The organism is Bacillus haynesii (assembly GCF_014042035.1).
Classification (GTDB): domain Bacteria; phylum Bacillota; class Bacilli; order Bacillales; family Bacillaceae; genus Bacillus; species Bacillus haynesii.
On sequence record NZ_CP059494.1, the window covers coordinates 2336564 to 2359676 of the forward strand.

Consider the following 23113-nt stretch of genomic DNA (forward strand, 5'->3'; position numbering starts at 1 on the left):
GTTTTTAATGATTTGAAAATAAAAAAGGCTTGTTCAAATGAACAAGCCTTTTTCGCATAGCACACCTTATTTCAAGAAAATGAAATAAAGAATAAATACGACAGCCAATCCGTACATAATCGGATGGATTTCTTTTGCTTTGCCTTTAAAGATCATCGTGATCGGGTAGAAAATAAATCCGATTGCGATTCCGGTGGCGATGCTGTATGTCAGCGGCATCGCGATCATCGTTAAGAATGCGGGCACCGCAATCTCAAACTTGGTCCAGTCGATTTTGTTGAGATTCGCCACCATCAGCACGCCGACGATGATTAAAGCAGGCGCCGTCACTTGCGAAGTGATAACGCTGAGAACAGGCGAGAAGAACAGCGACAGCAAGAACAAAACGCCTGTTACGATTGCCGCAAAACCGCTTCTCGCTCCAGCCGCTACCCCGGCACTTGACTCAACATAAGCAGTCGTTGTCGATGTACCAAGGATCGCTCCGGCAACAGTTGCGGAAGAATCGGCAAGCAAAGCCCTTCCCGCGCGCGGCAGTTTGTTATCCTTCATTAAACCGGCTTGTGATGCAACACCCACCAATGTACCGGCCGTATCAAAAAAGTCGACGAATAAAAACGTTAAAATGACGACAAGCATCTGCACCGTAAAGATATCATGAAGGTGGATAAAGGATTGTCCAAATGTTGGCGCAAGACTAGGAACGGCACCGACGATCTTGTCAGGAACGTCAATCTGTCCGAAGATCATGCCGACAATCGCCGTGATCAGCATGCCGAAGAAAATGCCGCCGTTCACACGCAATACCATTAAAATGACAGTGATGATCAGTCCAAAAACAGTCAAAAGAACGGGACCTGAATGTATATTCCCAAACGACACAATGGTATCAGGGTTGGATACGACGATTTTGGAGCCCTGCAAACCGACGAAAGCGATAAACAGGCCAATCCCCGCACCGACAGCCATTTTCAGCTCATAAGGAATCGAATTGATAATTTTTTCCCTTAAACCGGATAGCGAAAGAACAATAAAAATAAGTCCGGAAACCATAACGCCGGAGAGAGCCGTTTGCCATGGAATCTGCATGTTCAGGATGACGGAGAATGCAAAGAATGCGTTAAGCCCCATTCCGGGTGCAAGGGCGATCGGATACTTCGCGAGCAGCCCCATGATAAAACAACCGACAGCTGCTGAAACTGCTGTTGCCGTAAAGACCGCGCTTTGATCCATTCTCAATGCATCCGGGAAATTTTCCACCGACGCCAGAGAAAGGGTAAGCGGGTTGACGATCAAAATGTATGCCATGGACAAAAATGTGGTGAGTCCGCCGATCATTTCTCTCCGATAATTTGTGCCCAATTCTTCAAACTGAAAGTAACGCTTCAAAATGGTATACTCCTCTCGTTTGTCTGTCGCTTTTATTGTTTCATAAACCTTTGCTTTTAAACAAAAAACGCCCCAAATGGCGGGACGCTTGACTACGGCATATTTCATACTGAAAAAATGTTTTTTCACGGACAAAATATTGTATACAAGCGTAGTCAAGCTATTTACGGTAGCTTGGTAGAAACTTATGGGCCATATCCCCATGATTATACGACAAGTCTTTTTTAAATTACTATACTATTGTAGCAATATCTAACGCTGAACACAATATAAAAAAACGAACATTCATGATTTTAATGTTCGTTTCGTTCGTTGTTTTTTCCAAATTCTGATCGTGGTCTGAAGCGGGGTAATCCCCTGTTTTCTTCAATTCAAATCAAACACGGGCTGCACGCTCTTTTTTATGGTGATATTGTATTCTCGTTTCTTATCCTGCGACAAACCGGCGCTTAGAACACTGTTTGAAATGTATCGTAGCTTTTGATGCCTTATTCGGTTGTCACGCCACATGGCACAGCGGTTGCGACGATGAAAGCGGTGAATATAAGCGGTATCAGCTTTGCTCCACCAATAAAAAACGCCCCAGCCTTTATACGGCTGAGGCATTTGTCTTATTCCCACTCGATTGTTGCAGGCGGCTTGCTCGTAATGTCGTAAACCACACGGTTAATGTGCTTCACTTCATTGACGATCCGTGTCGAGATTTTCTCAAGGACATCCCAAGGAATTCTCGCCCAGTCGGATGTCATGCCGTCAATCGATGTCACGGCGCGAATGCCGATCGTATAATCATAAGTTCTTGCGTCTCCCATGACGCCGACGCTGCGGATATCAGGAAGAACGGTGAAGTATTGCCAAATATCTTTTTCAAGATCAGCTTTGGCGATTTCTTCGCGGAGGATTGCGTCTGATTCGCGGACGATTTCAAGCTTCTCCTCCGTCACTTCTCCGAGAACGCGGATGCCAAGGCCCGGACCCGGGAACGGCTGGCGCCAAACGATTTCGTCAGGGATGCCTAGCTCGGTTCCGAGCGCACGCACCTCGTCTTTAAAAAGCGTATTCAGCGGTTCGATCAGTTCAAACTGCATGTCTTCAGGAAGGCCGCCGACATTGTGATGCGATTTGATCGTCTGAGCCGTCGCTGTTCCGCTCTCGATAATATCTGTGTAAAGCGTTCCCTGTGCAAGGAAGTCAATTCCTTTCAGTCTTTCCGCTTCATCGTCAAACACGTAGATAAACTCATTACCGATGATTTTGCGTTTTTGCTCAGGGTCTGAGACGCCTTTAAGCTTGTTCAGGAAGCGGTCTTTCGCATCAACTTTGATCACGTTCATGTTGAAGCCTTCGCTGAACGTCTTCATCACGCCTTCCGCTTCACCTTTTCGAAGAAGTCCGTGGTCTACGAAAATACAAGTGAGCTGGTCACCGATCGCTTTATGGATCAAGACCGCAACGACAGAGGAGTCAACCCCGCCGCTCAAGGCGCACAGCACTTGCTTGTCGCCGACTGTTTCGCGGATTTTCTGCATTTCAATCTCAATAAAGTTTTCCATTGACCATTCACCGGCGCATTCACAAACACCGAAAACGAAGTTTTTCAAAAGGTCGTTTCCGTATTCTGAGTGGCGGACTTCCGGATGGAATTGAACGCCGTACCATTTCTTATCCTTCTTGCTCATTGCTGAATTCGGGCAATGATGGCTTGTCGCATCAACGGTAAAGCCTTCTGGAACTTCAACAACTAGATCACCATGACTCATCCAGACGACTTGTTCGTTTGGAAGATCTTTAAACAGATCCGGTTCACCCTCGATATGAATGTTTGCCTTTCCGTATTCGCGCTGGCTCGCCGCTTCTACTTTTCCGCCAAGGTAATGCGTCATCAGCTGCATGCCGTAGCAAATTCCAAGAACAGGGATGTCCAATTCGAAAATCTTTTCGTCGCAGCGGAAAGATCCTTCGTCGTAAACGCTGTTCGGACCGCCGGACAAAATAATTCCTTTCGGATTCATTTCTTTGATTTCCTCTGCCGTCAACGTATGAGGATGCAATTCACTATATACACCAAACTCACGAATGCGGCGGGTAATCAGCTGGTTGTACTGACTTCCAAAATCCAACACAAGAATCATTTCATTTACTAACTTCGTCATGGTGTCACCTCTTTATCAAATTGTCTTTTTGCACAGAAAAAATGGCGGCAGACACACGGCCGTCCTGCCCCCATTCACGGGACAAGGCCCGGCTTGTCCGATAGATAAGCCGCCGAGCCTGCCAGCAAGAATATATAAGGGTTTTTAATATTCACTTATTCTAACAATACGACTGAAAGCGGTCAAGACTATCTCTTTTTAATTAAATTTTCCCATAACTCCGCCGAATCATTCCAAAGCTTTGCGGCATCTTCTTTTCGATACAGAGCCCGTTCATATTGACGGGTCAAAGCCGTCATTTCCCCGCTTTGAAAGCGTTCATCAACCGTCTTCGCAAACTCGCGCAGCGTCTGGCCTTCTTCTTTTTGTATGCCTTGGCGCTTCAGCTGGCGGAGCAGCTCATCGTAAGCTTTGAAGAAAACCGCTTCATCACGCCGTTTTTTCAGCCTGTTGATGATCATGTGCGGCATCCATTTTGCCCTTGTATAGTAAAGCACTGCTGCAAACGCCAGCAACAGGCCGAGTACAGCCACACCAGTCAAAAGGATGCGGTCTGTAACCCCGCGGCCGGCATTTGAATCGGCTTTAGCATCATGCTTTGCCTGAGACTCGGGCTTTTCTTTGTTGTCTTGTTCTTTTACATCCTGCGGACGCCGGCCTTCATCGTTTTTCTTAGCATCTTCTTTTTTATCAGAAGCCGCATCGGCTTGCTGACCGCTGGACTCTTCAACGAGCTGCTCCGGATTTAAAAAGCCTTTCGTCGGTTCAAACGTAACCCAGCCTTGTCCTTCAAAGTACACTTCAACCCAGGAGTGGGCATTGTTGTTTGTCACCTCGTAAATCGTGCGTTTCCGGTCTGCCGTCGTTCCTGCATATTCACCGGATGTATAGCCTTTCACCCAGCGGGCCGGTATTCCGGCCGACCGCAGCAGCACGATCATAGCTGTGGAGAAATTGTCGCAGTAGCCGATTTTCGTCTCAAATAAAAACTGATCGACGTAATCCTGGTCTCCTTTAGGAAGAGCCACATCTTCCGTCTCATAAGAAAACTCGGAAGAACCGAGATACTTCTCAATCGCTTTCGCTTTGTCATATATATTATTTTCGTTTTTCGTTAAATCGTGCGCCAATGTTTTCACGCGGTCTGGAAGGGAAGTGGGAAGCTGCAGATACTTCTCATGGCTCCTGCTCCATTTCCCCTCCGACTCCAAGCTGACCTTCCTCAGCTGATGGACATCGAAGACAGGTGATTTATAGGTGACCGAATAGCTTTCCAGATTCCGAATGTCCGCGCCTGTCTTGCCGGCCGGTTTTATTTTCTCCGTGTTTAAGTTCATGCGGAGCGGCACAAAGAAATTGTTGAGTTTGATTTCAGTCGTCCCGATCGGATATAGGACATGATCGTACTGGTAAGCCGGATCGATATCGACGATCGCTTTGCGCGTTTCTGTCTTCACGCTTTCGTCGTACCACTGGTAATCCAGCTTATCCTCGTCAAGCTGGATGGATGCGCCCGCTTTTTCGTCTTCAATCCAGCCTTTACCTGTATAGCGGCTTTTCGTTTCCACCCTGAAATAGCTTCGTTCATTTCCCTGCCATGTAAATACCCATGTATCGTCTTTTGAAAATGGACCGCCCAATGCCTCATCATTCGTTCCATAGCCGACTTTGCTTTTGCCTGAGGAAGCAAAATCGCCGGTCGCAGCCGTCTGCAGAAACGGCACTGGATCAGGCCAGACGGGATCGGCTTTTGGCGAGACAGCGCCGATGCACACGGCTGCAGCAGTCATCAATAAGAGCGGTGCAAACCATTTGGCAAAACGCGATCTTGAGGATTTTAGCGCTTCTGATTCCCTGATCCGTTCCAAATACAGCAGGCCGAGAAGCAAAAATCCGATCAGCACGATCCTGACGATCGCATATGACGCGTCAAACGGCGTAAATGTATCGATCACCGCGATATAAACAACGGTCATAATAAAAAAGAATAAAATTCTGCGCTGATAGATCACCCAGTAATGCAGCAAGTATACAAGCAGCCAAAGAAGGACGTAAAAGAGCAGCGTCCGAAACAACGGCGACATATCCCGCCACATGCCGGAGAAAATATAGGAGAAATTTTGATTTAAATCCTGAAAAAACAGGGCAATCCATGAAGGTGAAAACACCGATCCTTCGTAAAAAATCGTGTGGAGTGCAAACAGAACGAAGCCAAGGCTGACCGGAAATCTGATAAACCAAGGGACCTTAAAAAATGTAAGCAAAAATACAAGGGCAATAAACAAAATAAAAAAGACGGTGTGTCCCGTATCGGTAAAATACTGCAAAGGACGCAGCCACTCCCACAGCAGCAAAAAGGTTAGCACATAAAAAAGCAGTAAACCGAACTTGTTTCTTTTTCCCCCGGACAACATTTTCTCACCTCGCTTCAGCAAAACCCCGGGAAAAATGTTCCCCGTAAATGACGTTCACTTCAATCCCCCGCGCTTTTAAATGTTGGACAGCAGCGCTTTCCTCACTTGAGAGAGCTCCGCCTTTTTTCTTCACCAAACAAATAACGGGCAGTCCGCCGGAGAGCGGTTTCTTCAAAACCTGCACCAGTTCGATGGTGATGCGGCTTGTCACAATATATTTGACGGCTTTTCTCATATCGGGATGGCCGAATTCACCCTCCAGCAGACTGTGAAACGGCTGGACTGCATTGCAGTCGGCAAGCGCCAAGTAGTAAAACAGCTTTCTCAGATGCTCTTCCCCTTGCCGAACCGGGAAGACATTCCGCGCCTTTCCAATGGAAACAAGCCCGGCATTCGTCCCGCTCCGCATTGCTGAACGAATGATGGAAGCGGTAAACGCGACGATCTCTTCAAAAACATCAGAGGGGGACTGATCCATAAAGACGAGCATGTCATTCCCTTTCGTCTGCTCAAATTCCTTCGTCATCAGCTGGCTGCGCCGTGCTGACGTCTTCCAGTCGATCCATGCAAAACGGTCGCCAGGCTGGTATTCTCTGATGCCCGATGCCAGTGTGCTGTCCTTCCGGCGAAGCTCTGAAACGCGGCCTGCATGTTCGTCATAAGAGCCTCCGCCAGCGCGGTAGGATATCTCCTGATAGGAAGGCAAAACGAGAAAGGAATCTTCCAATTGAATCTCGCATTCTCTTTCCAGCAGTCCGAGCGGATCACCTGTACGGACTCTGATGTTGGTTAATCGGTGGTCTCCTCTCGGAACTGAATCGATCGTGTACGCCATCTTAATTTCTTTTTTAAACCAAGGAAAGAGAAACTGTTTAGCCTCTGCCGAACCCCCGTTTCTCCCCAACGAATCAGGCAGGCAGTCTTCCACGATCATAAACATGATCGGAAAGGGCCATTTTCTCTTTAGCACGACGAAAGCCTCCAATTGATCACCGGCTTTATACTGTCCGCGGCTCAGCCTCCGCTCCGCTGTCATGTTCTTCAGCGGATAAAAGGCAAACAGGAAAGCATAAAGCACAAAGGGAAGAAATGAGTAAAACAGAAACCAGCTGACAAATCCCCCTTGGAACATCGCATAGCAAAACGTTGAAGCAAACAGAAGAAACAGGATAAACAGCTTCCATCCGTACTTCACAAGACCAATGCGCGCTCTCATCAGTTGCTCATCGGCCTTCCGACGGGAACTTCCGTTTTTGACATAATGTCCTGAAGGACAGCTTCAGGCCGCTTTCCTTCAAATTTCGCCTCTGACCGCAGGATCATTCTGTGCGCAAGGGTAAAAGGCGCCAAGTACTGAATATCATCAGGAATGACATAATCGCGGTTATATAAAAATGCAAACGCCTGAGCAGCCTTCATCAAGGCGATTGAGCCGCGCGGACTCACGCCGAGATAAACAGCGGAATGACTCCTCGTTTTTTGGGTGATCTCAACAATGTATTCTTTAATCGCAGCGTCTACATACACCTTTTCAGCCTCTTTTTGAAATGCAGCAAGCTCTTCTTTCTCTATGACAGGCTCAATTTCCTCAATCGGGCTGCGGTTTTCCTGAAGATCGAGCACTTGAAGCTCTTCGCGCACTGTCGGATACCCCATTCTCAGCTTGAATAAAAAGCGGTCAAGCTGAGCTTCCGGCAGCGGGTATGTCCCTTCATACTCAACAGGGTTTTGCGTTGCCATCACAAAAAAAGGTTTTGAAAGCGGCATTGTCACACCGTCTACTGTCACACTTCCTTCTTCCATCGCTTCCAGAAGCGCCGACTGGGTTTTCGGCGATGTTCTGTTGATTTCATCGGCGAGGATGATGTCCCCCATAATCGGGCCTGAACGGTATTCAAATTCCAGTGTTTTCGGATTATATATGGAAACGCCTGTTACATCTGAAGGCAGTAAATCTGGCGTAAACTGGATTCTCTTAAATTCAGCGCCGGTTGACTTTGCTAGGGTGCGAACCATCATTGTCTTTCCGACGCCGGGAACGTCTTCCAGCAGGACGTGTCCGTTTGCAAGAATGGCAGTCAGGCTTAAAACGGCAATATCTTTCTTTCCTACCATTACTTTGTCAATATTATCAGCTACTTTTCCCAAAACGGGATGCAGCGTTTCTTCGTATGCCATCCTCTTCCTCCTCATTGCTGACGAATCGAATTTATTTAACTTTACCATAAACGATGTGCTCTCAGAAAACAACTGACTGGCGGAAAATAGCGTTTTGTCTTTTTTTATTTCGAATTTCAGAGTAAAAAAACAAAAAAAGCGGTCAGTGACCGCTTCTTATTATTCCTCAGAAGGCTCTATGTGAACATGGGAATGAACGATAGAGTGCTCCTCCTGCATTCTTCTCTCAATTTCATCGGCGATATCATGGCTTTCTGCAATGTTGAGATCGGACCTCACTTCCACGATGATTTCCACGTGGATGGCGCTGCCCAAATAACGCGCTTTTACATCTTTGATTTTGCCGACGCCGGGAACTTTCCGGATCGTTTCTTTATACGTTGAAATATGTTTAATATCGAATCCGTCCGTCAAAGAATGGGCTGCCTCTTTAAAAATCCCCCAAGCCGTTTTGCAGATGATTAATCCGATGATAAACGCGGCTGCCGTATCGACCCAAGCAAGGTTAAATTGCGAAGCAAAGATGCCTGCGAACGTTCCGATGCTGACATAGGCATCTGATTTATTATCGGCGGCTGCTGCATAGAGAGCATGGCTGTTCACCTTTTTTGCCAGCCTTTTATTGTAGAGGAAAACCATAAACATCACGATGGCACTGCCTGCAGCCGTCCAGCCCGCAATCATGTCGGGTGTCGTTTCTTTCGGATTAAACAGCATTTCGCCTGAGCTGTACAGCACTTCAAGCCCGACCACCATCATAATAAATGAAGCGATCATCGAGGCGATCGTCTCAGCGCGGAAATGTCCGTACGGATGGTCTTCATCAGGCGGCTTCTGAGAAATCCTGAGGCCGATCAGCACCGCTAATGAGGCGATAATATCGGTTGTATTGTTCAGTCCGTCGGCTCTGAGGGCTTCGGAGTGAAATGCAAGCCCGACGGCCAATTTCACGGCCGACAGCACAAGGTAAGCGATGATGCTGACCCAAGCCCCGGTTTCACCTTTTTTTAATTCATCATACCGTTCCATAAAAAGCTTCCTTTCCCATCCGTGTTTTCGCTTTTAATCATACAAAGCAAAACTTGAGTGAGTCTATAGAAACATGATTCACTTCTTGCAGAAATATAGTCAGAGTAGAACTTTTTTTATTTAAGGAAACAAATTTCAGTTGGGTCAAAACCGGTAAAACCCGCTTTATATAAGGATTTTGCGAAAACCTTAATTTATTCACGCTGGATAGAATTAAAGGACGGTATCTTCTTTCTGAATATTTTTTCTTTAGAGTCCCTGCACTATTCTTCTAAAAAACATTAAACAAACCTGAAATTTAAACGATATTAAAAAAGTCGAAAATAGTCCTTTAAGCTCTTATGATATAAGTTAATAGTAAAATAGTCACAAAAATATATGGACTTTTTTCCTTTTTTTGGATTATTATGTTTTAGACATTATTACATAGATTATGAGGGGGACATTACATGTCAGAACAAACAAATCTTCAAGCCCCAGTCAAACGTACAGCAGAATTTGTACTGGGATTACTAGGCGGTATTTTCGGGATTTTTGCAGGATTTTCAGGTTTATTATTCGGAGGGTTAGGCGCCGCTTTAGAAGCGGATGGCGCCGGAGAAGTTATCGGATCATCCTGGGCGGTTATTTTGCTGTCTGCACTGGCCATCGTCGGTGCATGTATCGTAAAAAAACATACTAAATTAGCGGGTACTTTTTATATCGCGGCTGCAATAGGAGGAACTGTCGGCGTCAGCCTGGCATATATCGTTCCGCTTATCCTGCTTTTAATCGGCGGATGTAAAGCATTGTTCAGCGGCGAGAATAAAGGCCTTGTCTTTAAAAAATGGTGGTTCTATGTCACGATTATTGGATCCATCGTATTCGTCATGATGTTCGCTTCAAGCGGCTCTTCTTCTCAAGAAAGCAAATCGTCCGGAAGCAGTGCAAAGACGACAGCCGCAAAAACTAGCGAAGAAAAAAGCAATGACGATGCCAAAGAAGATAAAACTGAATTTGCTTTAAATGAAACAGCTGATCTTGATGGCACCCACATCACAGTTACTAACGTTAAAAAATCGATGGGCAATGAATATTTCAAGCCAAAAAACGGTAATGAATATGTAGTTGTAACACTTAACATAGAAAATAAAAGCGATAAAGATATTTCCTATAACCCGCTTGATTTTCAAATTCAAAATGAAGATGGACAAATTACACACAATACGTTTGGACCATCAGATGATAACGACCTATCATCTGGAAATCTGACACCGAACGGTAAGGTTTCTGGAACAATCACTTTCGAGACTAAAAAGAGCAAAACATATAAGGTCATCTATACTCCTGAATTTTGGAATGACAAAAAGATTACTTTCAACCTTAAATAATTCAAAAAAACTTGCAAAGAAAACTTTGCAAGTTTTTTAATTGCATTTCTTCCGCCCAAGCACGATCGGATACCGGTTCAACAAAAAGATGCAAGGCACCATAACAAGCAATGTCATGCCGGTGTAAAGCACGCTCCACAACAGGGAGCCGTATGTCTCATCAAGGGAAACTTGCGTGAAGTAGTACACGACGGCTTTCAGCATCCTGATAACCGGATAGTGCAGTACGAGAATGATCAGCGAGTTTTTGCCGAGGAATTGGAGAAGCTTCGCTTTTTCAAGTTTAAAGCTGCTGAAAATGACGCCTGCCGTCCCGAGAAATGAGGTTATATAAAAGATCGCCATGTTTCCGTACTCATTGGCCCTCATATCCACTCTGACGTTCAGGGTCTGCAAGCAGCCGACCGCGATGAATAAAAGAAGCGTGAGCAGCAGCGTTCTTCGGTCTCTCATCTCTTTCAGATTATTTTTCAACAGAAAACCAGCCGAATAAAATACGATGGCGGTCAGGGCCACTTCAATATTCCACGGCAGCTTGATGCCCACATATTGATCATTCAAATAGCCCAAAACGGCTGTGACCATTACGGCTATGACGATAAACAGCCTGCCTCTCCCCCATCTCTTCATGATGAAAAAAAGCATTTCAACGACGAATAAGCATGTTAAAAACCAGAGCGCCGGGTTGTGTGTCAGCATGTAGTCATCAGGCATCGAATAAAAAATGCCTTTAAACGGTACAACCGGATCGACATCCGAACTGCCGGTGAACGTAAAATGCCTCTCGACGAGAACCCAGAATAAATAGGCAAGAACGGAGAAGATGAAGTATGGCAAAAGGAGCGTCTTTATTTTTTTAAAGAGAAAAGATGTAAAAGTCATATTCCCATCATAGTAAACGAGGCCGGACAGAAAGAAAAACAGCGGCATATGAAATGCGAAAATGAACGTTTTCAGCCAATCCGGCGTCGGTGTATGGCCCAACACGACCAATATAATTCCCACGCCTTTCGAAACATCAATCCAATCTATTCTTTTCTGCAATACGGGTATCTCCTTTCAGACCGCTTCGCCCTATAAGAAAGGGTTTACACATAATGTACCATCTTCCCCGCCTTTCTTCCTCCGCGAACCACGCCTCAAGGCGATTTTTAATCGTTAGGAAATATTCTGTTCATCTTCTTGTCATGATCGATTCTTTTTTTTAACATTCTCAGCACAAATCACATTTCTTATTCTCATCATGAGGAACCAGACCATGCAACCCGTCTTATAATGTAATGATCTTTTCATCAGAACAAAAGAGGACAGGTGAAACATGAAACTTGAAAAATTCGTTGACCGGCTCCCCATTCCAAAAGTGCTTAAACCCCACAGCAAAAGCAAGGAAATGACCTATTATGAAGTCACCATGAAAGAATTTCACCAGCAGCTCCACCGTGATCTGCCGCCGACCCGGCTGTTTGGATATAACGGAGTTTATCCCGGCCCTACCTTCGAAGTACAGAAACACGAAAAAGTCGCGGTCAAATGGTTGAATAAGCTTCCGGATCGTCATTTTCTCCCCGTCGACCATACGCTTCATGATGACGGCCATCATGAACATGAAGTGAAGACGGTCGTTCATTTGCACGGAGGCTGTACGCCTGCTGACAGCGACGGATATCCTGAGGCTTGGTACACAAAAGACTTCCATGCAAAAGGCCCTTTTTTTGAACGGGAGGTGTATGAATATCCGAATGAGCAGGATGCTACGGCTCTTTGGTATCATGACCATGCAATGGCCATTACAAGGCTGAATGTATATGCGGGGCTTGTCGGTTTATATTTTATTCGCGACAGGGAAGAGCGGTCATTGAACTTACCGAAGGGAGAATACGAAATCCCGCTCTTGATTCAGGATAAGTCATTTCATGAAGATGGTTCATTGTTTTATCCGCGGCAGCCTGACAACCCTTCGCCGGATCTTCCGGACCCGTCGATTGTTCCAGCTTTTTGCGGTGATACCATTTTAGTCAACGGCAAGGTATGGCCTTTTGCTGAACTGGAACCCCGAAAATACCGGTTTCGGATACTGAACGCCTCCAATACGAGAATCTTTGAACTGTATTTCGATCATGACATCACATGTCATCAAATCGGCACGGACGGCGGTCTTCTGCAGCATCCGGTCAAAGTCAATGAACTGGTGATCGCGCCGGCTGAAAGGTGCGATATCATCGTCGATTTTTCACGAGCAGAAGGAAAAACCTTAACATTGAAAAACCGGATCGGCTGCGGCGGACAAGACGCAGATCCCGATACAGATGCCGACATTATGCAATTCCGCATCTCAAAGCCATTGAAGCAAAAAGATACAAGTTCATTGCCGAGAATATTAAGAAAACGCCCATTTTACCGAAGACACAAGATCAATGCCCTCAGAAATCTGTCATTGGGCGCGGCCGTTGACCAATATGGAAGACCTGTTCTGCTTTTAAACAACACAAAGTGGCATGAACCGGTAACTGAAACTCCCGCACTCGGCAGCACTGAGATTTGGTCGATCATCAATGCCGGAAGGGCGATCCATCCGATTCATTTACATCTTGTTCAATTTTTGATTCTCGACCACCGGCCGTTTGATATCGAGCGATATCAGGAAAACGGAGAACTTGTCTTTACGGGTCCGGCAGTTCCTCCGGCACCGAATGAAAAAGGGCTGAAAGACACCGTCAAAGTACCCCCGGGCTCTGTGACGCGCATTATCGCCACCTTTGCGCCGTACAGCGGCAGATATGTTTGGCACTGCCACATCCTTGAGCACGAAGATTACGATATGATGCGCCCTCTTGAAGTGACAGATGTTCGTCATCAATAAGAAAAAGCCTCCGCATTTGGAGGCTTTTAAAAAAGCACAAATCATCAAAAAAACCATCGCTTGATCCTGTACAATAGGATCATCAAATCGTAAAGGCTGTGGATGAATATGAATGATTACGAAAGAATTCAAAACGCGGTTCATTTTATCGAAGAACACCTTCAAAACGATTTAAACATAACAGATATTGCGGCAAAGTCGTGTTTCTCCCCGTTTCATTTTCAAAGGCTTTTTCAGGCGATCTCCGGTTTTTCCGTTTATCAATACATTCGCAACCGGCGTCTGTCTGAAGCTGCGCTTCTGCTTGAGAAAACAGACCGCTCCATACTCGACATTGCAATCAATTTCGGCTATGGCTCACAGGAAGCTTTCAGCAGGGCTTTCTCACAGTACTTCGGCATCACTCCGGCCAAGTACCGCAAAGCGAAGGTCAAGCTTGATTTTCAATCCAAAATTAATTTCCTCGAATATAAAGAAAGGATGACTGGAGATCTGAACATCCCAAAGCCGCACATCACTCATTTAAACGACATACATATGATCGGATATGAGTACCGGACAAATTTAAACGATGAAAAGTATTTCGAAGATATCCCGATATTCTACAACGATTTCGGCAGAAATGGATACTTTATGCAAATTCCTCAAAAAACGGCTCCGAGTATGTGTTACGGGCTGTCATGCCGCTTCCGGGATGACGGAGGTTTCTCATTTATCATCGGGGAATCCGTTCGCGAAACCGCAGCCGGAGAAGTACCGGAGCCGCTTATGTATACGAAAATTCCCGGCGGCAAATACGCCGTATTTCATGTGAACGGCTCGACCGAATCAGTGCAGAACACAAGAAGATACATCTATGGATCATGGCTGATGAATACCAATTACGAGAGAACTGAAGGACCGGACTTTGAAGTGACTGATGTGTGCCGTTCCGTACCGCCGAACGGGATGAAGATGACCATCTATATCCCGCTTCTGTAAAAACGCCGGGGAACCTTCTGACCACAGGTTCCCCAAATCACTTTTATATCGATTTAAGCGCCTCGGCGGGCGTTTGATCTCCCGAAACCAAATCGAACGAACGCCGGAATGTGTGCTCCTCGGTGAGCGCCGCCAAGATAGTATCAGCCACATCTTCACGCGGAATCGTTCCGCGCTCAAGATTTTCCGCGGCTTTCACACGGCCTGTGCCCGGTTCGTTTAACAGGCCTCCCGGACGAATAATCGTGTAATTTAATTCGCTGCCTTCAAGCATCCGGTCCGCATAATGTTTGGCGACATAATACGGCTTTAACGCTTCATTCCAATTTTCACGGCGGTGTGCCTGCAATGTGCTGACCATAATAAAACGGCGAATGCCCGCTTTTTCGGCGGCTTCGATCGTTTTAACCGCACCATCCAAGTCCACCAAAAGCGTTTTGTCGGCCCCCGTTTTGCCGCCTGAGCCGGCGGTAAAGACAATCGCGTCGCAGCCCTTCGCCGCTTCTGCGATGCTTTCCACGGTGCCTTCTAAATTAGCGAGCGCGGTTTCTGTTCCCGATTGTTTCAAAGCTTGCGCCTGCTCTTCGTTTCTCACCATTGCTCTGACTTGATGTTCGCCGCTCTCATTCAAGCTTTTCGTCAAGCGGCGCCCGATTTGTCCGTTCGCCCCAACTACAAACACTTTCATCTGCTTATCCTCCTTGTTGTCCAGTTTCTTTTTTCATTATTTCACTGTACAGGCAATTGTTCAAACCGCCCGCTCACCAAAATGTGCGAATGCTAAAAAGGCTTCCCATTCTCACTGTAGGCAGCCTCTCAGATTGTTGACAGACTTTTATAATCTGCCCCATTTTTATCCAATTCATTCTGTTTTCTGGCGATGAGGACCTTTTCAAGTCAAGTTCGCCGGATTTTTGAGATTTTGGCAGCAAAAACGTTAAACGTAAATTCGCCTTTTCTCCGCAGTTCAAAAATATCCAACCTCTCCCCCTATTCGAAAAAAACTTGCGCTGAAGCCACTTTTTGTGTTTTTGTCTAACAAGCTGACAGTCCGGATTTTTATATCCGGACTGTTTATGGTTGAAGCCAAAAGTATGTTGCCAGTGCCAATAAAAGCAAATAAAGGCCGGCAATGAAACGAAACACCCCTTTTTTTTCGAAAAAAGGAGGTTGATTAATATGACAATAATAGTGGGCGCTTGGTGACTTTGCCGACAAACAAAAAGACTTCCCATTCGTATCATGGGAAGCCTTTTTGTTTTCTATTCTATTCCGCCGATCTCATTGAAAGGAAAATAACGAAATTCAACTTTTCCGACAACAGAGTCCATTGTGATAAATCCGAAAAAACGGCTGTCTTTGCTGTTTTGACGGTTATCCCCCATCACGAACAAGTGATCTTCCGGCACCTTTTGTTCACCGGTTAATTTCTCCAGTGTGAAATTATCGGTCAAATGTTCATGAAGCGTCAGCTTTTGTTTGTTTTTCTTTAAATAAGGTTCATCGTATGCTTTTCCGTTTATATAAAGGACATCATCCTTCATTTTGATCGTATCTCCCGGGAGCCCGATCACCCTTTTCACATAGTTTTCATCCGAATCAGGCGCGTGAAAAATAATTTTATCAAAGCGCTGAATATCGCTGATTTTACTAACCATGACCATGTTGCCGTCCTCTAAAGTCGGATACATTGAATCTCCCAAAACGGTTGACGGCGTAAACAGAAAATAGCGGCAAATCATCACAAGCGCTGCGGCTATGACAAGTGTTTTCACCCACGATAAGATCTCTTTTTTTCTACTATTTTTCATAAGTACTCTCCTTCACTTCTGGATCGTTTCATCGGCATTCCGCTCCTTCTATCATATCAGGCCGTCCGTCTGAATGCTTTCCGCAAGCACCGGCAGGCGCAGCCGTAAAAAAATGGTTTGATACATATAATATTAGCGGTTGAAACGAAAAATCCTTTATTCAATGTTGAATTTTGTCAGTTGATCTGCTTGATGTACAGCACAGCAAACCATTATAAATGCCCAGGCAAATCGCCTCTCTTTATAATACATTATCATATCATGAGTCAAAGGCGGTGATTGCCTCAAAATGAGCAGCTACGAAGAGTACTATGACAATTACGATCCATACAGCCCTGAGCGGGAAAAAGAAAGACAGTCAAGGAAAGCGCGGCGTTCGGCGGATACTAATAAAACAGATAAAACGAATAAAACTGAGAAAACGGACAAAACGGAGAAAACGAATGAAACTGAGAAAACGGACAAAACCCGCAGCTCTGACGATGACCGGTTCAAATGCAGAAAAAGAAAGTGTTTTTCTGATGACGATGACGACCGTTTCAAGTGCCGCAGAAAAAAATGCTAACCATTGATTTTTAAAGCCGATTCATATATGATAATCGGCTTTTTTACATATATCACGGCTTCACCGCTCTAAACTGGAACATTCATCCATCGGGTGAATACCATGAATCTAAAAGGAGATGGAAAGGAATATGAATGTTCCGAAAGATGCCGTTTGCTCGATGCCGCATGACCATCAAAGGTCTTTGCACGATTTATGCCGCAAATACATGCACTATCACGTCGTGCTGAAAATGAAGGACGGCCGTTCCGTTCACGGCATCCTTGAAGGGATGAACCGTCAGGAAGCATCTGTCCTCGTTCCCGAAGACGTGACAGATGAAAGGCAGTTTTACGGTGGATACGGATATCCGCGGCGACGATTCCGGCGGTTCAGGAGAAGGATCTTCCCGTTTATTATTATTGCTGCGCTGTATCCTTTTCCATATTATTAGGCAAAAGCCCGGTATGATGCCAAAACCATGAAACTTATTTCCCTTTGCTTCGTATATACAAAAACGACGCAAACCGAGGAAGGAGACAGATAAATGGCATCTGCTAAACTGCAGCAGCGGTTGGATCAATATAAAGCAATTTACTCTGAGTTAAAAAGCGAATTAAAATGGAAAGTCACAGATCAGCGGACATTAATGATGATTGCTTCCATGTATGTCGTCAACAAGCGGCCTTTTGATAAAGAACGGTTTATAACGCTGAGTGAGGCTGTCAAACAGGCCGCCGGTACATTTTCGCCGTTAAGGTCGTCCCATCGCTATACATTCGCCGCTATGTTTGACGTGCGCTTCGAAGAACCTGAAACGCATATCAGACCTTTTTTCATCCTTTATGAAAAAATGACCGGCAACGGATTTAAAAAAAGTATTTTCACCTATTTGTCCGCTCTTATCCTTTTGACAAAATATCCTGATGAGCATGATCATGAAGGGAAAATCAATCGGGCTTTGTCTATTTACAAAGGAATGAAGGACAAGCACAGCTTTTTAACATCTGCCGGCGACTACCCGCTCGCCGTGCTCTTGGCTGGTTCAAGCATGGAGACAGGTGAACTGATTGACTATATCGAAGCGTTTTACCAAAAGCTTAACCAAGCGGGTTTTCGCAAAGGGAACGATTTGCAGTTTCTCAGCCACATCCTCTCGCTTATGCCTGAGCGGGATTCCGATCAGCTTGTCGCCCGCTCCCTCCGGATATACGATGAATTGACAAAAAAGCATAAAAGACCGAAGCCTGTCCATTACCCGGAAATCGGACTGCTTGCGTTGCTTGAGAACAGTGAAAAAGACATAGATGCCATCACAATCATGGCAGGCGCATTGAACAGCGATAAACTGTTCAGGTGGCAGAAAGACATGAATCTGAAAACGGCCGTCAACTTATACATGAGCGAAAAAACGGAAGATCCGGCGCTTCTGGAAACAGGACTTTATCAAACGCTTGAAGCCGTTATCCAAGCACAGCAGACGGCAGCAATCGCCATTATGACGAGCTCGGCTGCAGCGTCTCAGGCAAATGGCTCATGATAAAAAGAAATCAGCCGGCACAGTTTGTTTGTGCCGGCTGATGGTCGTTTATTCATCAATGACGGTAAAGGTGTTGATGATCCCGTTTGTTTTTTCCCAGGCTTTGCTCACTTTTTTCGTATCCATATCATACGAATAAATCGTTCTCACCCTTGCTTCGCTCCCCGTTTCATCTTCAAGCAGCTTCGCATCTTTTGCTTCAGCGAGAAAGTAAAGTTTTTTCCCGTCTTTCGAGAATTGCGGCTGTGCTGAGTCGACTAATGAAAATGCCCGCTGATCTGAAATGATCGCTTTATATTTCTTCGTTTCGGCATCCATCGCATAAATCGCCTTCTGATCATCAGCCGATTCTGTATAGACGATCGTTTTTCCATCCGGCGAGATGGCCGTGTCATTGATAAATTTTGCGATCGTTCTCACCTTTTCCTGACCTTTCACATCCGCCAGGGAAATGTTCATATTTGTCGGTTCGGGCGGTACTCCTTTGCTGTTCGCCTCATCGGTTTTTTGATAGTCTTCTTTCAATGAATAATGCAGTATAACGAATCGATTGTTAGCTTTGTTGTACTGATAGTAGCTGACGCTTTCGTCCTTGTTCTTTAACGATGGATAGATGACGTGAAACGCCTTTTGTTTTAAATCAAATGAAGCGAGGTGAAAATTCCTCTCCTCCGCAAGGTTATATCTCATGAACAGCTTCGAACCGTCCGCCGATAGACTGAGCCCGTCGACATATTCATCTCCTGAATATAGGGTTGTTTTTTTGCCCGACTGTAAATCCAGCCTGATCAAATGCTTCACATTGCTATTATCGGTGTTCGTATAATAAAGAATGCGTTTTTTCCGGTCTAATGCCATAGCCGGGTAATCCGTCATCTTTTCTTCATACAGCTTATTTTGATTTTCGTAGTAAGCGGTCATCAGCTTCTGATCGGTTATTGATACGAGCAGATCTGAACCGCCGCTTTTTGCCGGCTCCGCTTTTTCCGGGACGAAATAGCGGACGGCCGCAAATGCGCCTGCGGCTAAAACGACTGCCGCCAACAAAAACACCAAAACTTTTTTCATATTCGACCCCGCCAATTGAAAGAAGCAAGAAAACGATTTTTCTTGCTTCATTTCTCCTATTTATTATATGTATAATGTCCGGCGACCTTTCCTTTGCTTGTCGGAAATCCCAAAGCTCTAAAAGCTTTCGGGCTTACATCCAAAACAGCGCCCGGCATTCTGCCGACATCATATTTATAGACTGTAATGACTTTGTTTGGTTTTGCTTTAGAATAGGCTCTTATTTTTGTGCCTTTTCTCGGAACATCGAAGCCCATCTTTGTGGCGCAGTCCCAATGGCCGAGCCTTTTGCCGTCAGCGCCGACTTTGCCTACGCCGTTGTACCAAGTGATGTAGCCGCTGACTTTTTTCGTTTTAGCACTCGCTTCACCGGCAAAATTGAATGCCAATAGCAAGCTGCCTGCCAAAACAAAAACAGAAAAAAGTATCTTCTTCATATAAAAGTATCCTCCGTGAATGGGATTTTTTTCTGACATTCAAATTATACCTTTTTTCATAGAAATGGTATTTTACAGTTTGTTTACGTTTAAAATGCAATTATTACGCCCAGTTTTCTACCAAACTATTATGAATAGATGACACCTTTGCCCGGATCGTTCGTATATAAAAGAGAAACCAAAATGAATAGGATGATCACAGTGAAAAAATCGAAACTGATCTCGTTATCCGCGGCTGCGATGCTTTTCGCCGTCCCTTCTCAGGATGTTTATCATCCGCTTCAGACCGTTCACAGGAGGTCGCAGAAGACCAATCCATTCAAAAATACGATCTCGTATGGTTTGATTACGTGAATGACAGCGAATCCGACAAAGCACCTTTACTGAAAGCATCATACGTGAAAAATGGGAAAGAAAAGACGGAGACTTTCAAAAAATATGTGGAAAATGTGGAAAATGTGGAAAATGTGGAAAATGTCGAACAGCCTTATATTAAAATCCGCGATCATGAAGCCTTCATCTACCGTCCCCCATACATCAAATATGACCAGGAGCCGCTTGAGGGCGTCGTCAAAGATAAAGTGGAACAAAAAAGCAGTGATGAACAATGAAGAAAAAAAGCGCTCCTCTTATTTTAATCATGGCGCTGTCTCTCTTGCTGCCTTTTGCTCAAGCAGAGGCAGCAGGCAGCAATGGAACATCCGGAGCCAATGCTTCGAGTTCCTCGGCTAATAACAGCTCTCTAAAAACACGTCCGGGTTCAGTCAACCAGAGAATGCGCAGTTATATGAATCAGTCTGCGAGCCGACAATATTTAAACAAGAGCAGTCAGTTCAACGCTATCCAGCGGACTTTGCCGTCGAATGCCCTGTACAAAGGAAGCATCAAGCGGACACTCAATCAAAATCCTGCTGGATCAACCTTTTTGAATTACTACTTTCCATACTGGATGATCTTCCACGGAGGCGGATATACAGCAGAACAAAAAAACATCCTCCGCACCGCAGGAATCAAAAAAAAAGCGCTCTCTGAACGAAAAGAAAAAAGATATTGGCTGTTGATTGAAGATCAAAAAGGAAAAGAACATGCCGTCCTCGTCTCGAAAAAACAGTATGACAGCATTCAAAAAGGGGACCGGATTGAAGTGCGCCGCAAACAGATCACCAAAAAATAGCTGAAACAAGTGCCGGTCATCATCATGATGCCGGCTTTTCTCATCATGTCAAACAAGGGCTTGCATTAACGAAAACCATCTGTTAAAATTCATTTCATAGCTAATGATTCTGAAAATAAAAAGGCAGGCGTCACGATTGGATAGATCCCCCCATCTTCGACAGGAAGAATACGACACACTCAGCAAGCTGAAGCGCATGCCGATCGAATCCTTGAATCTTGAAGCCATTTCGGTCGCCACCAACCTTTACCGGTCAGCGCAAAAGCTTCGCGTCAAAATGGAGACCGAGGTCCTTTCCTCATATCAATTGTCTTGGACGGCTTTTTCGATTCTTTACGATCTATGGGTATGGGGCAGGCTTGAAACGAAAAAGCTCGCCGAATTGTCAGGCATTTCAACAGCCACTGCGAGCAATGTCATGAAAACGCTTGAAAAAAAGAACTTATGCGTAAAAAGCGCGGATCCGAGAGACCGCAGACACGTATTCGCCGAGATCACATCCGAAGGAAAAGCCGCTATTGAAGAGCTATATCCGGCGTTCCACAAAGGGGAAACAATGCTGATCAAAGGCATGACAAAAGAGGAGCAGAATACATTGATCGAGCTCCTTCGAAAAGTGAACGACAATCTTCATAAACCATAAGCAACGACGGGAATAAGTAGCGGACTGTCTCCATGTTCCAGAGAGCCGGCGGCTGGTGCGAGCCGGTACAAAGACAGACGTGAATTACCTCCCTGAGCTTTCTTTGTGAACTTTCAAGTAGCAAAGAACGGGAAACCGTTACCTGAAATTGAGCGGAAGATGAAGGTCTTCAATCAGGGTGGTACCGCGTGCATTTGAGCCACGTCCCTTATCGGGATGAGGCTCTTTTTTTTTATACAAAAAAAAGGAGGAGTTATTATGCAGCAACAACAATTTGATCAACTGACAACTGCCGAGAAGCGGGAAGTCGAAAGGCAGCTTCACTTATATATGGACGGAGCGGAGGAGGTCATTCCCCCGGAAGAACTGCGGGCAAAGCTGGCCAAATCGATTTTGGGCGGCGAACCGCTGAAAATTAAGCTTGGCCTCGATCCGTCGGCGCCTGATGTTCATTTGGGCCACACCGTCGTCTTGAATAAACTGCGCCAATTTCAGGAAAACGGACATATCGTCCAGCTCCTCATCGGGGATTTCACAGGAAAAATCGGCGATCCGACAGGAAAATCCGCCGCCAGAAAACAGCTGACGGACGAAGAAGTCCGCCGCAATGCCGAAACATACTTTCAACAGTTCGGAAAAGTGCTTGATCAGAACAAGGTCGAGCTTCACTACAACTCAAAATGGCTCAAACGATTAACCTTGGAAGACGTCATTGAACTCGCCGGCAAAATTACCGTCGCCCGTTTAATGGAACGCGATGATTTTGAAGAAAGAATCGCCATGCAAAAGCCGATTTCGCTTCATGAGTTCTTTTACCCGTTGATGCAGGGATATGATTCAGTCGTTCTGGACAGCGATATCGAACTGGGCGGAACGGATCAGCATTTTAATGTGCTCATGGGCAGACACTTTCAGGAAAAGTACGGAAAAGAAAAACAGGTCGTCATTCTCATGCCGCTGCTTGAAGGGCTTGACGGCGTTGAAAAAATGTCTAAATCAAAGAACAATTACATCGGCATCGATGAAGACCCTCATGAAATGTTCGGGAAAACGATGTCGCTCCCGGACAGTTTGATGAAAAAATATATCCACCTTGCGACCGACTTGGAGGCGGAAGATAAAAAACGTCTTGTCAAGGATTTGGAAACCGGGGCCGTTCATCCGAGAGACGTGAAAATGCTGCTCGGGAAAACCATCGTCAACATGTATCATGGAAGCAAGGCGGCCGAGGCGGCAGAACAGCAGTTTAAACAAGTTTTTCAGCAAAACAGCGCGCCTGACAATATAACGGCCGTACACTGGCAAGGTGACGAAACGGTGCCGGTCACCGATTTATTGGTGACGCTCGAACTCCTTCCTTCCAAAAGTGAAGCCCGCCGAATGATCCAAAACGGCGGCGTTAAAATCAACGGCGTCAAAGCAGAATCGATTCATGCGGACATTGTACTCGAACACGGCATGATCATCCAAGTCGGCAAACGCAAGTTTGTCAAATTGCAAATGCATCAATAAGCAAACAGCC

22 protein-coding genes, 1 pseudogene, 1 riboswitch and 1 other annotated feature are annotated in these 23113 nt (G+C 45.5%); of the genes and pseudogenes, 12 read left to right on the forward strand and 11 right to left on the reverse strand.

Annotated elements, in window-relative coordinates; all coding sequences use genetic code 11:
* Positions 1-66: 66 nt before the first annotated feature.
* The 6 genes from H2R00_RS11590 to H2R00_RS11615 all read right to left on the reverse strand — a co-directional run bounded on the left by H2R00_RS11590 (position 67) and on the right by H2R00_RS11615 (position 9163).
* On the reverse strand, positions 67-1389 hold the full coding sequence (locus tag H2R00_RS11590; protein ID WP_076790251.1) for an NCS2 family permease: 1323 nt from the start codon (positions 1387-1389) through the stop codon (positions 67-69).
* Positions 1390-1521: 132 nt separating this feature from the next.
* Positions 1522-1623, reverse strand: a riboswitch (purine riboswitch).
* A gap of 377 nt (positions 1624-2000) precedes the next feature.
* The gene (gene guaA / locus H2R00_RS11595; RefSeq protein WP_154999076.1) at positions 2001-3542 is read right to left on the reverse strand and encodes a glutamine-hydrolyzing GMP synthase; all 1542 of its coding nucleotides are present in this window, start codon (positions 3540-3542) and stop codon (positions 2001-2003) included.
* 188 nt (positions 3543-3730) lie between these two features.
* Positions 3731-5956, reverse strand: coding sequence for a DUF4129 domain-containing transglutaminase family protein (locus H2R00_RS11600; protein WP_182069130.1), 2226 nt, complete (start codon positions 5954-5956; stop codon positions 3731-3733).
* 4 nt (positions 5957-5960) lie between these two features.
* Complete coding sequence (locus H2R00_RS11605) at positions 5961-7172, reverse strand: DUF58 domain-containing protein (protein WP_154999080.1); 1212 nt, start codon at positions 7170-7172, stop codon at positions 5961-5963.
* The gene (locus H2R00_RS11610) at positions 7172-8134 is read right to left on the reverse strand and encodes an AAA family ATPase (protein WP_154999081.1); all 963 of its coding nucleotides are present in this window, start codon (positions 8132-8134) and stop codon (positions 7172-7174) included. Before H2R00_RS11610 ends, H2R00_RS11605 begins: the two co-directional genes overlap by 1 nt.
* Before the next feature lie 159 nt (positions 8135-8293).
* Positions 8294-9163, reverse strand: a complete 870-nt coding sequence (locus H2R00_RS11615) for a cation diffusion facilitator family transporter (protein WP_154999083.1) — start codon at positions 9161-9163, stop codon at positions 8294-8296.
* Positions 9164-9612: 449 nt separating this feature from the next.
* On the opposite strand from H2R00_RS11615, the pseudogene H2R00_RS11620 reads away from it, so the two are divergent.
* Both H2R00_RS11620 and H2R00_RS11625 read left to right on the forward strand, forming a co-directional pair.
* A pseudogene (locus tag H2R00_RS11620) lies at positions 9613-9957 on the forward strand (DUF4064 domain-containing protein); the annotation flags it as partial.
* Entirely contained in the window at positions 9952-10533 is a 582-nt protein-coding gene (locus tag H2R00_RS11625) for a DUF4352 domain-containing protein (protein ID WP_342355841.1), read from the forward strand. The pseudogene H2R00_RS11620 and the gene H2R00_RS11625, both read left to right, overlap by 6 nt.
* Positions 10534-10569: 36 nt before the next feature.
* Here the strand turns inward: H2R00_RS11625 and H2R00_RS11630 are convergent, their stop codons facing one another.
* Positions 10570-11577, reverse strand: a complete 1008-nt coding sequence (locus H2R00_RS11630; protein WP_182069132.1) for an acyltransferase family protein — start codon at positions 11575-11577, stop codon at positions 10570-10572.
* Positions 11578-11851: 274 nt separating this feature from the next.
* Between H2R00_RS11630 and H2R00_RS11635 the strand changes: the two genes are divergently transcribed.
* Complete coding sequence (locus H2R00_RS11635; protein ID WP_182069134.1) at positions 11852-13393, forward strand: multicopper oxidase family protein; 1542 nt, start codon at positions 11852-11854, stop codon at positions 13391-13393.
* A gap of 108 nt (positions 13394-13501) precedes the next feature.
* Positions 13502-14374 carry an AraC family transcriptional regulator gene (locus tag H2R00_RS11640; RefSeq protein ID WP_268299730.1) on the forward strand — a complete coding sequence of 291 codons (873 nt, stop codon included), beginning with the start codon at positions 13502-13504 and terminating at the stop codon, positions 14372-14374.
* 43 nt (positions 14375-14417) lie between these two features.
* Here H2R00_RS11640 and H2R00_RS11645 read toward each other — a convergent pair whose 3' ends face one another.
* Both H2R00_RS11645 and lepB read right to left on the reverse strand, forming a co-directional pair.
* Positions 14418-15062: an SDR family oxidoreductase gene (locus tag H2R00_RS11645; protein ID WP_154999089.1), complete on the reverse strand. Its 645-nt coding sequence runs from the start codon at positions 15060-15062 to the stop codon at positions 14418-14420.
* A gap of 574 nt (positions 15063-15636) precedes the next feature.
* Complete coding sequence (gene lepB, locus H2R00_RS11650; RefSeq protein WP_043928125.1) at positions 15637-16185, reverse strand: signal peptidase I; 549 nt, start codon at positions 16183-16185, stop codon at positions 15637-15639.
* A gap of 443 nt (positions 16186-16628) precedes the next feature.
* Between lepB and H2R00_RS21385 the strand changes: the two genes are divergently transcribed.
* The 3 genes from H2R00_RS21385 (at position 16629) to H2R00_RS11660 (ending at position 18269) form a co-directional block, all read left to right on the forward strand.
* On the forward strand, positions 16629-16757 hold the full coding sequence (locus H2R00_RS21385; RefSeq protein WP_268314161.1) for a hypothetical protein: 129 nt from the start codon (positions 16629-16631) through the stop codon (positions 16755-16757).
* Between the two features lie 123 nt (positions 16758-16880).
* Complete coding sequence (locus H2R00_RS11655; protein ID WP_154999091.1) at positions 16881-17183, forward strand: LSm family protein; 303 nt, start codon at positions 16881-16883, stop codon at positions 17181-17183.
* Positions 17184-17276: 93 nt separating this feature from the next.
* Positions 17277-18269, forward strand: a complete 993-nt coding sequence (locus tag H2R00_RS11660; protein ID WP_182069138.1) for a DUF4003 domain-containing protein — start codon at positions 17277-17279, stop codon at positions 18267-18269.
* Between the two features lie 48 nt (positions 18270-18317).
* On the opposite strand, the gene H2R00_RS11665 is transcribed toward H2R00_RS11660, so the two are convergent.
* Positions 18318-19337 carry a TolB-like translocation protein gene (locus H2R00_RS11665; protein ID WP_182069140.1) on the reverse strand — a complete coding sequence of 340 codons (1020 nt, stop codon included), beginning with the start codon at positions 19335-19337 and terminating at the stop codon, positions 18318-18320.
* Positions 19338-19393: 56 nt separating this feature from the next.
* Positions 19394-19774 (reverse strand): cell wall metabolism protein WalM, encoded by a 381-nt coding sequence (locus H2R00_RS11670; RefSeq protein WP_182069141.1) that lies wholly within the window; start codon positions 19772-19774, stop codon positions 19394-19396.
* Between the two features lie 201 nt (positions 19775-19975).
* Here H2R00_RS11670 and H2R00_RS21255 point away from each other — a divergent pair, with 201 nt between their 5' ends.
* From H2R00_RS21255 to tyrS, 5 genes are all read left to right on the forward strand, one after another.
* Positions 19976-20128, forward strand: a complete 153-nt coding sequence (locus H2R00_RS21255; RefSeq protein ID WP_244958228.1) for a hypothetical protein — start codon at positions 19976-19978, stop codon at positions 20126-20128.
* 86 nt (positions 20129-20214) lie between these two features.
* Positions 20215-20385 (forward strand): hypothetical protein, encoded by a 171-nt coding sequence (locus H2R00_RS21260; RefSeq protein WP_244958229.1) that lies wholly within the window; start codon positions 20215-20217, stop codon positions 20383-20385.
* Positions 20382-20948, forward strand: a complete 567-nt coding sequence (locus H2R00_RS11680) for a hypothetical protein (RefSeq protein WP_182069142.1) — start codon at positions 20382-20384, stop codon at positions 20946-20948. Before H2R00_RS21260 ends, H2R00_RS11680 begins: the two co-directional genes overlap by 4 nt.
* A 103-nt stretch (positions 20949-21051) precedes the next feature.
* Entirely contained in the window at positions 21052-21591 is a 540-nt protein-coding gene (locus H2R00_RS11685) for a MarR family transcriptional regulator (protein WP_182069143.1), read from the forward strand.
* Positions 21586-21803: a binding site (T-box leader), on the forward strand. Its footprint overlaps the gene before it by 6 nt.
* Before the next feature lie 46 nt (positions 21804-21849).
* On the forward strand, positions 21850-23103 hold the full coding sequence (tyrS, locus tag H2R00_RS11690) for a tyrosine--tRNA ligase (protein ID WP_182069144.1): 1254 nt from the start codon (positions 21850-21852) through the stop codon (positions 23101-23103).
* Positions 23104-23113 lie beyond the last annotated feature (10 nt).

Bases quoted from the DNA above. Each gene is read 5' to 3' on its own strand.
- H2R00_RS11635 (WP_182069134.1), top strand. From the start codon at position 11,852: ATGAAACTTGAAAAATTCGTTGACCGGCTCCCCATTCCAAAAGTGCTT.
- H2R00_RS11670 (WP_182069141.1), bottom strand. From the start codon at position 19,774: ATGAAGAAGATACTTTTTTCTGTTTTTGTTTTGGCAGGCAGCTTGCTA.
- H2R00_RS21385 (WP_268314161.1), top strand. From the start codon at position 16,629: ATGAAACTGAGAAAACGGACAAAACCCGCAGCTCTGACGATGACCGGT.
- H2R00_RS11660 (WP_182069138.1), top strand. From the start codon at position 17,277: ATGGCATCTGCTAAACTGCAGCAGCGGTTGGATCAATATAAAGCAATT.
- H2R00_RS11600 (WP_182069130.1), bottom strand. From the start codon at position 5,956: ATGTTGTCCGGGGGAAAAAGAAACAAGTTCGGTTTACTGCTTTTTTAT.
- H2R00_RS11645 (WP_154999089.1), bottom strand. From the start codon at position 15,062: ATGAAAGTGTTTGTAGTTGGGGCGAACGGACAAATCGGGCGCCGCTTG.
- H2R00_RS11680 (WP_182069142.1), top strand. From the start codon at position 20,382: ATGAAGAAAAAAAGCGCTCCTCTTATTTTAATCATGGCGCTGTCTCTC.
- H2R00_RS11610 (WP_154999081.1), bottom strand. From the start codon at position 8,134: ATGGCATACGAAGAAACGCTGCATCCCGTTTTGGGAAAAGTAGCTGAT.
- lepB (WP_043928125.1), bottom strand. From the start codon at position 16,185: ATGAAAAATAGTAGAAAAAAAGAGATCTTATCGTGGGTGAAAACACTT.
- H2R00_RS11605 (WP_154999080.1), bottom strand. From the start codon at position 7,172: ATGAGAGCGCGCATTGGTCTTGTGAAGTACGGATGGAAGCTGTTTATC.
- H2R00_RS11615 (WP_154999083.1), bottom strand. From the start codon at position 9,163: ATGGAACGGTATGATGAATTAAAAAAAGGTGAAACCGGGGCTTGGGTC.
- H2R00_RS11655 (WP_154999091.1), top strand. From the start codon at position 16,881: ATGAATGTTCCGAAAGATGCCGTTTGCTCGATGCCGCATGACCATCAA.
- tyrS (WP_182069144.1), top strand. From the start codon at position 21,850: ATGCAGCAACAACAATTTGATCAACTGACAACTGCCGAGAAGCGGGAA.
- H2R00_RS11640 (WP_268299730.1), top strand. From the start codon at position 13,502: ATGAATGATTACGAAAGAATTCAAAACGCGGTTCATTTTATCGAAGAA.
- H2R00_RS11665 (WP_182069140.1), bottom strand. From the start codon at position 19,337: ATGAAAAAAGTTTTGGTGTTTTTGTTGGCGGCAGTCGTTTTAGCCGCA.
- H2R00_RS11685 (WP_182069143.1), top strand. From the start codon at position 21,052: ATGATTCTGAAAATAAAAAGGCAGGCGTCACGATTGGATAGATCCCCC.
- guaA (WP_154999076.1), bottom strand. From the start codon at position 3,542: ATGACGAAGTTAGTAAATGAAATGATTCTTGTGTTGGATTTTGGAAGT.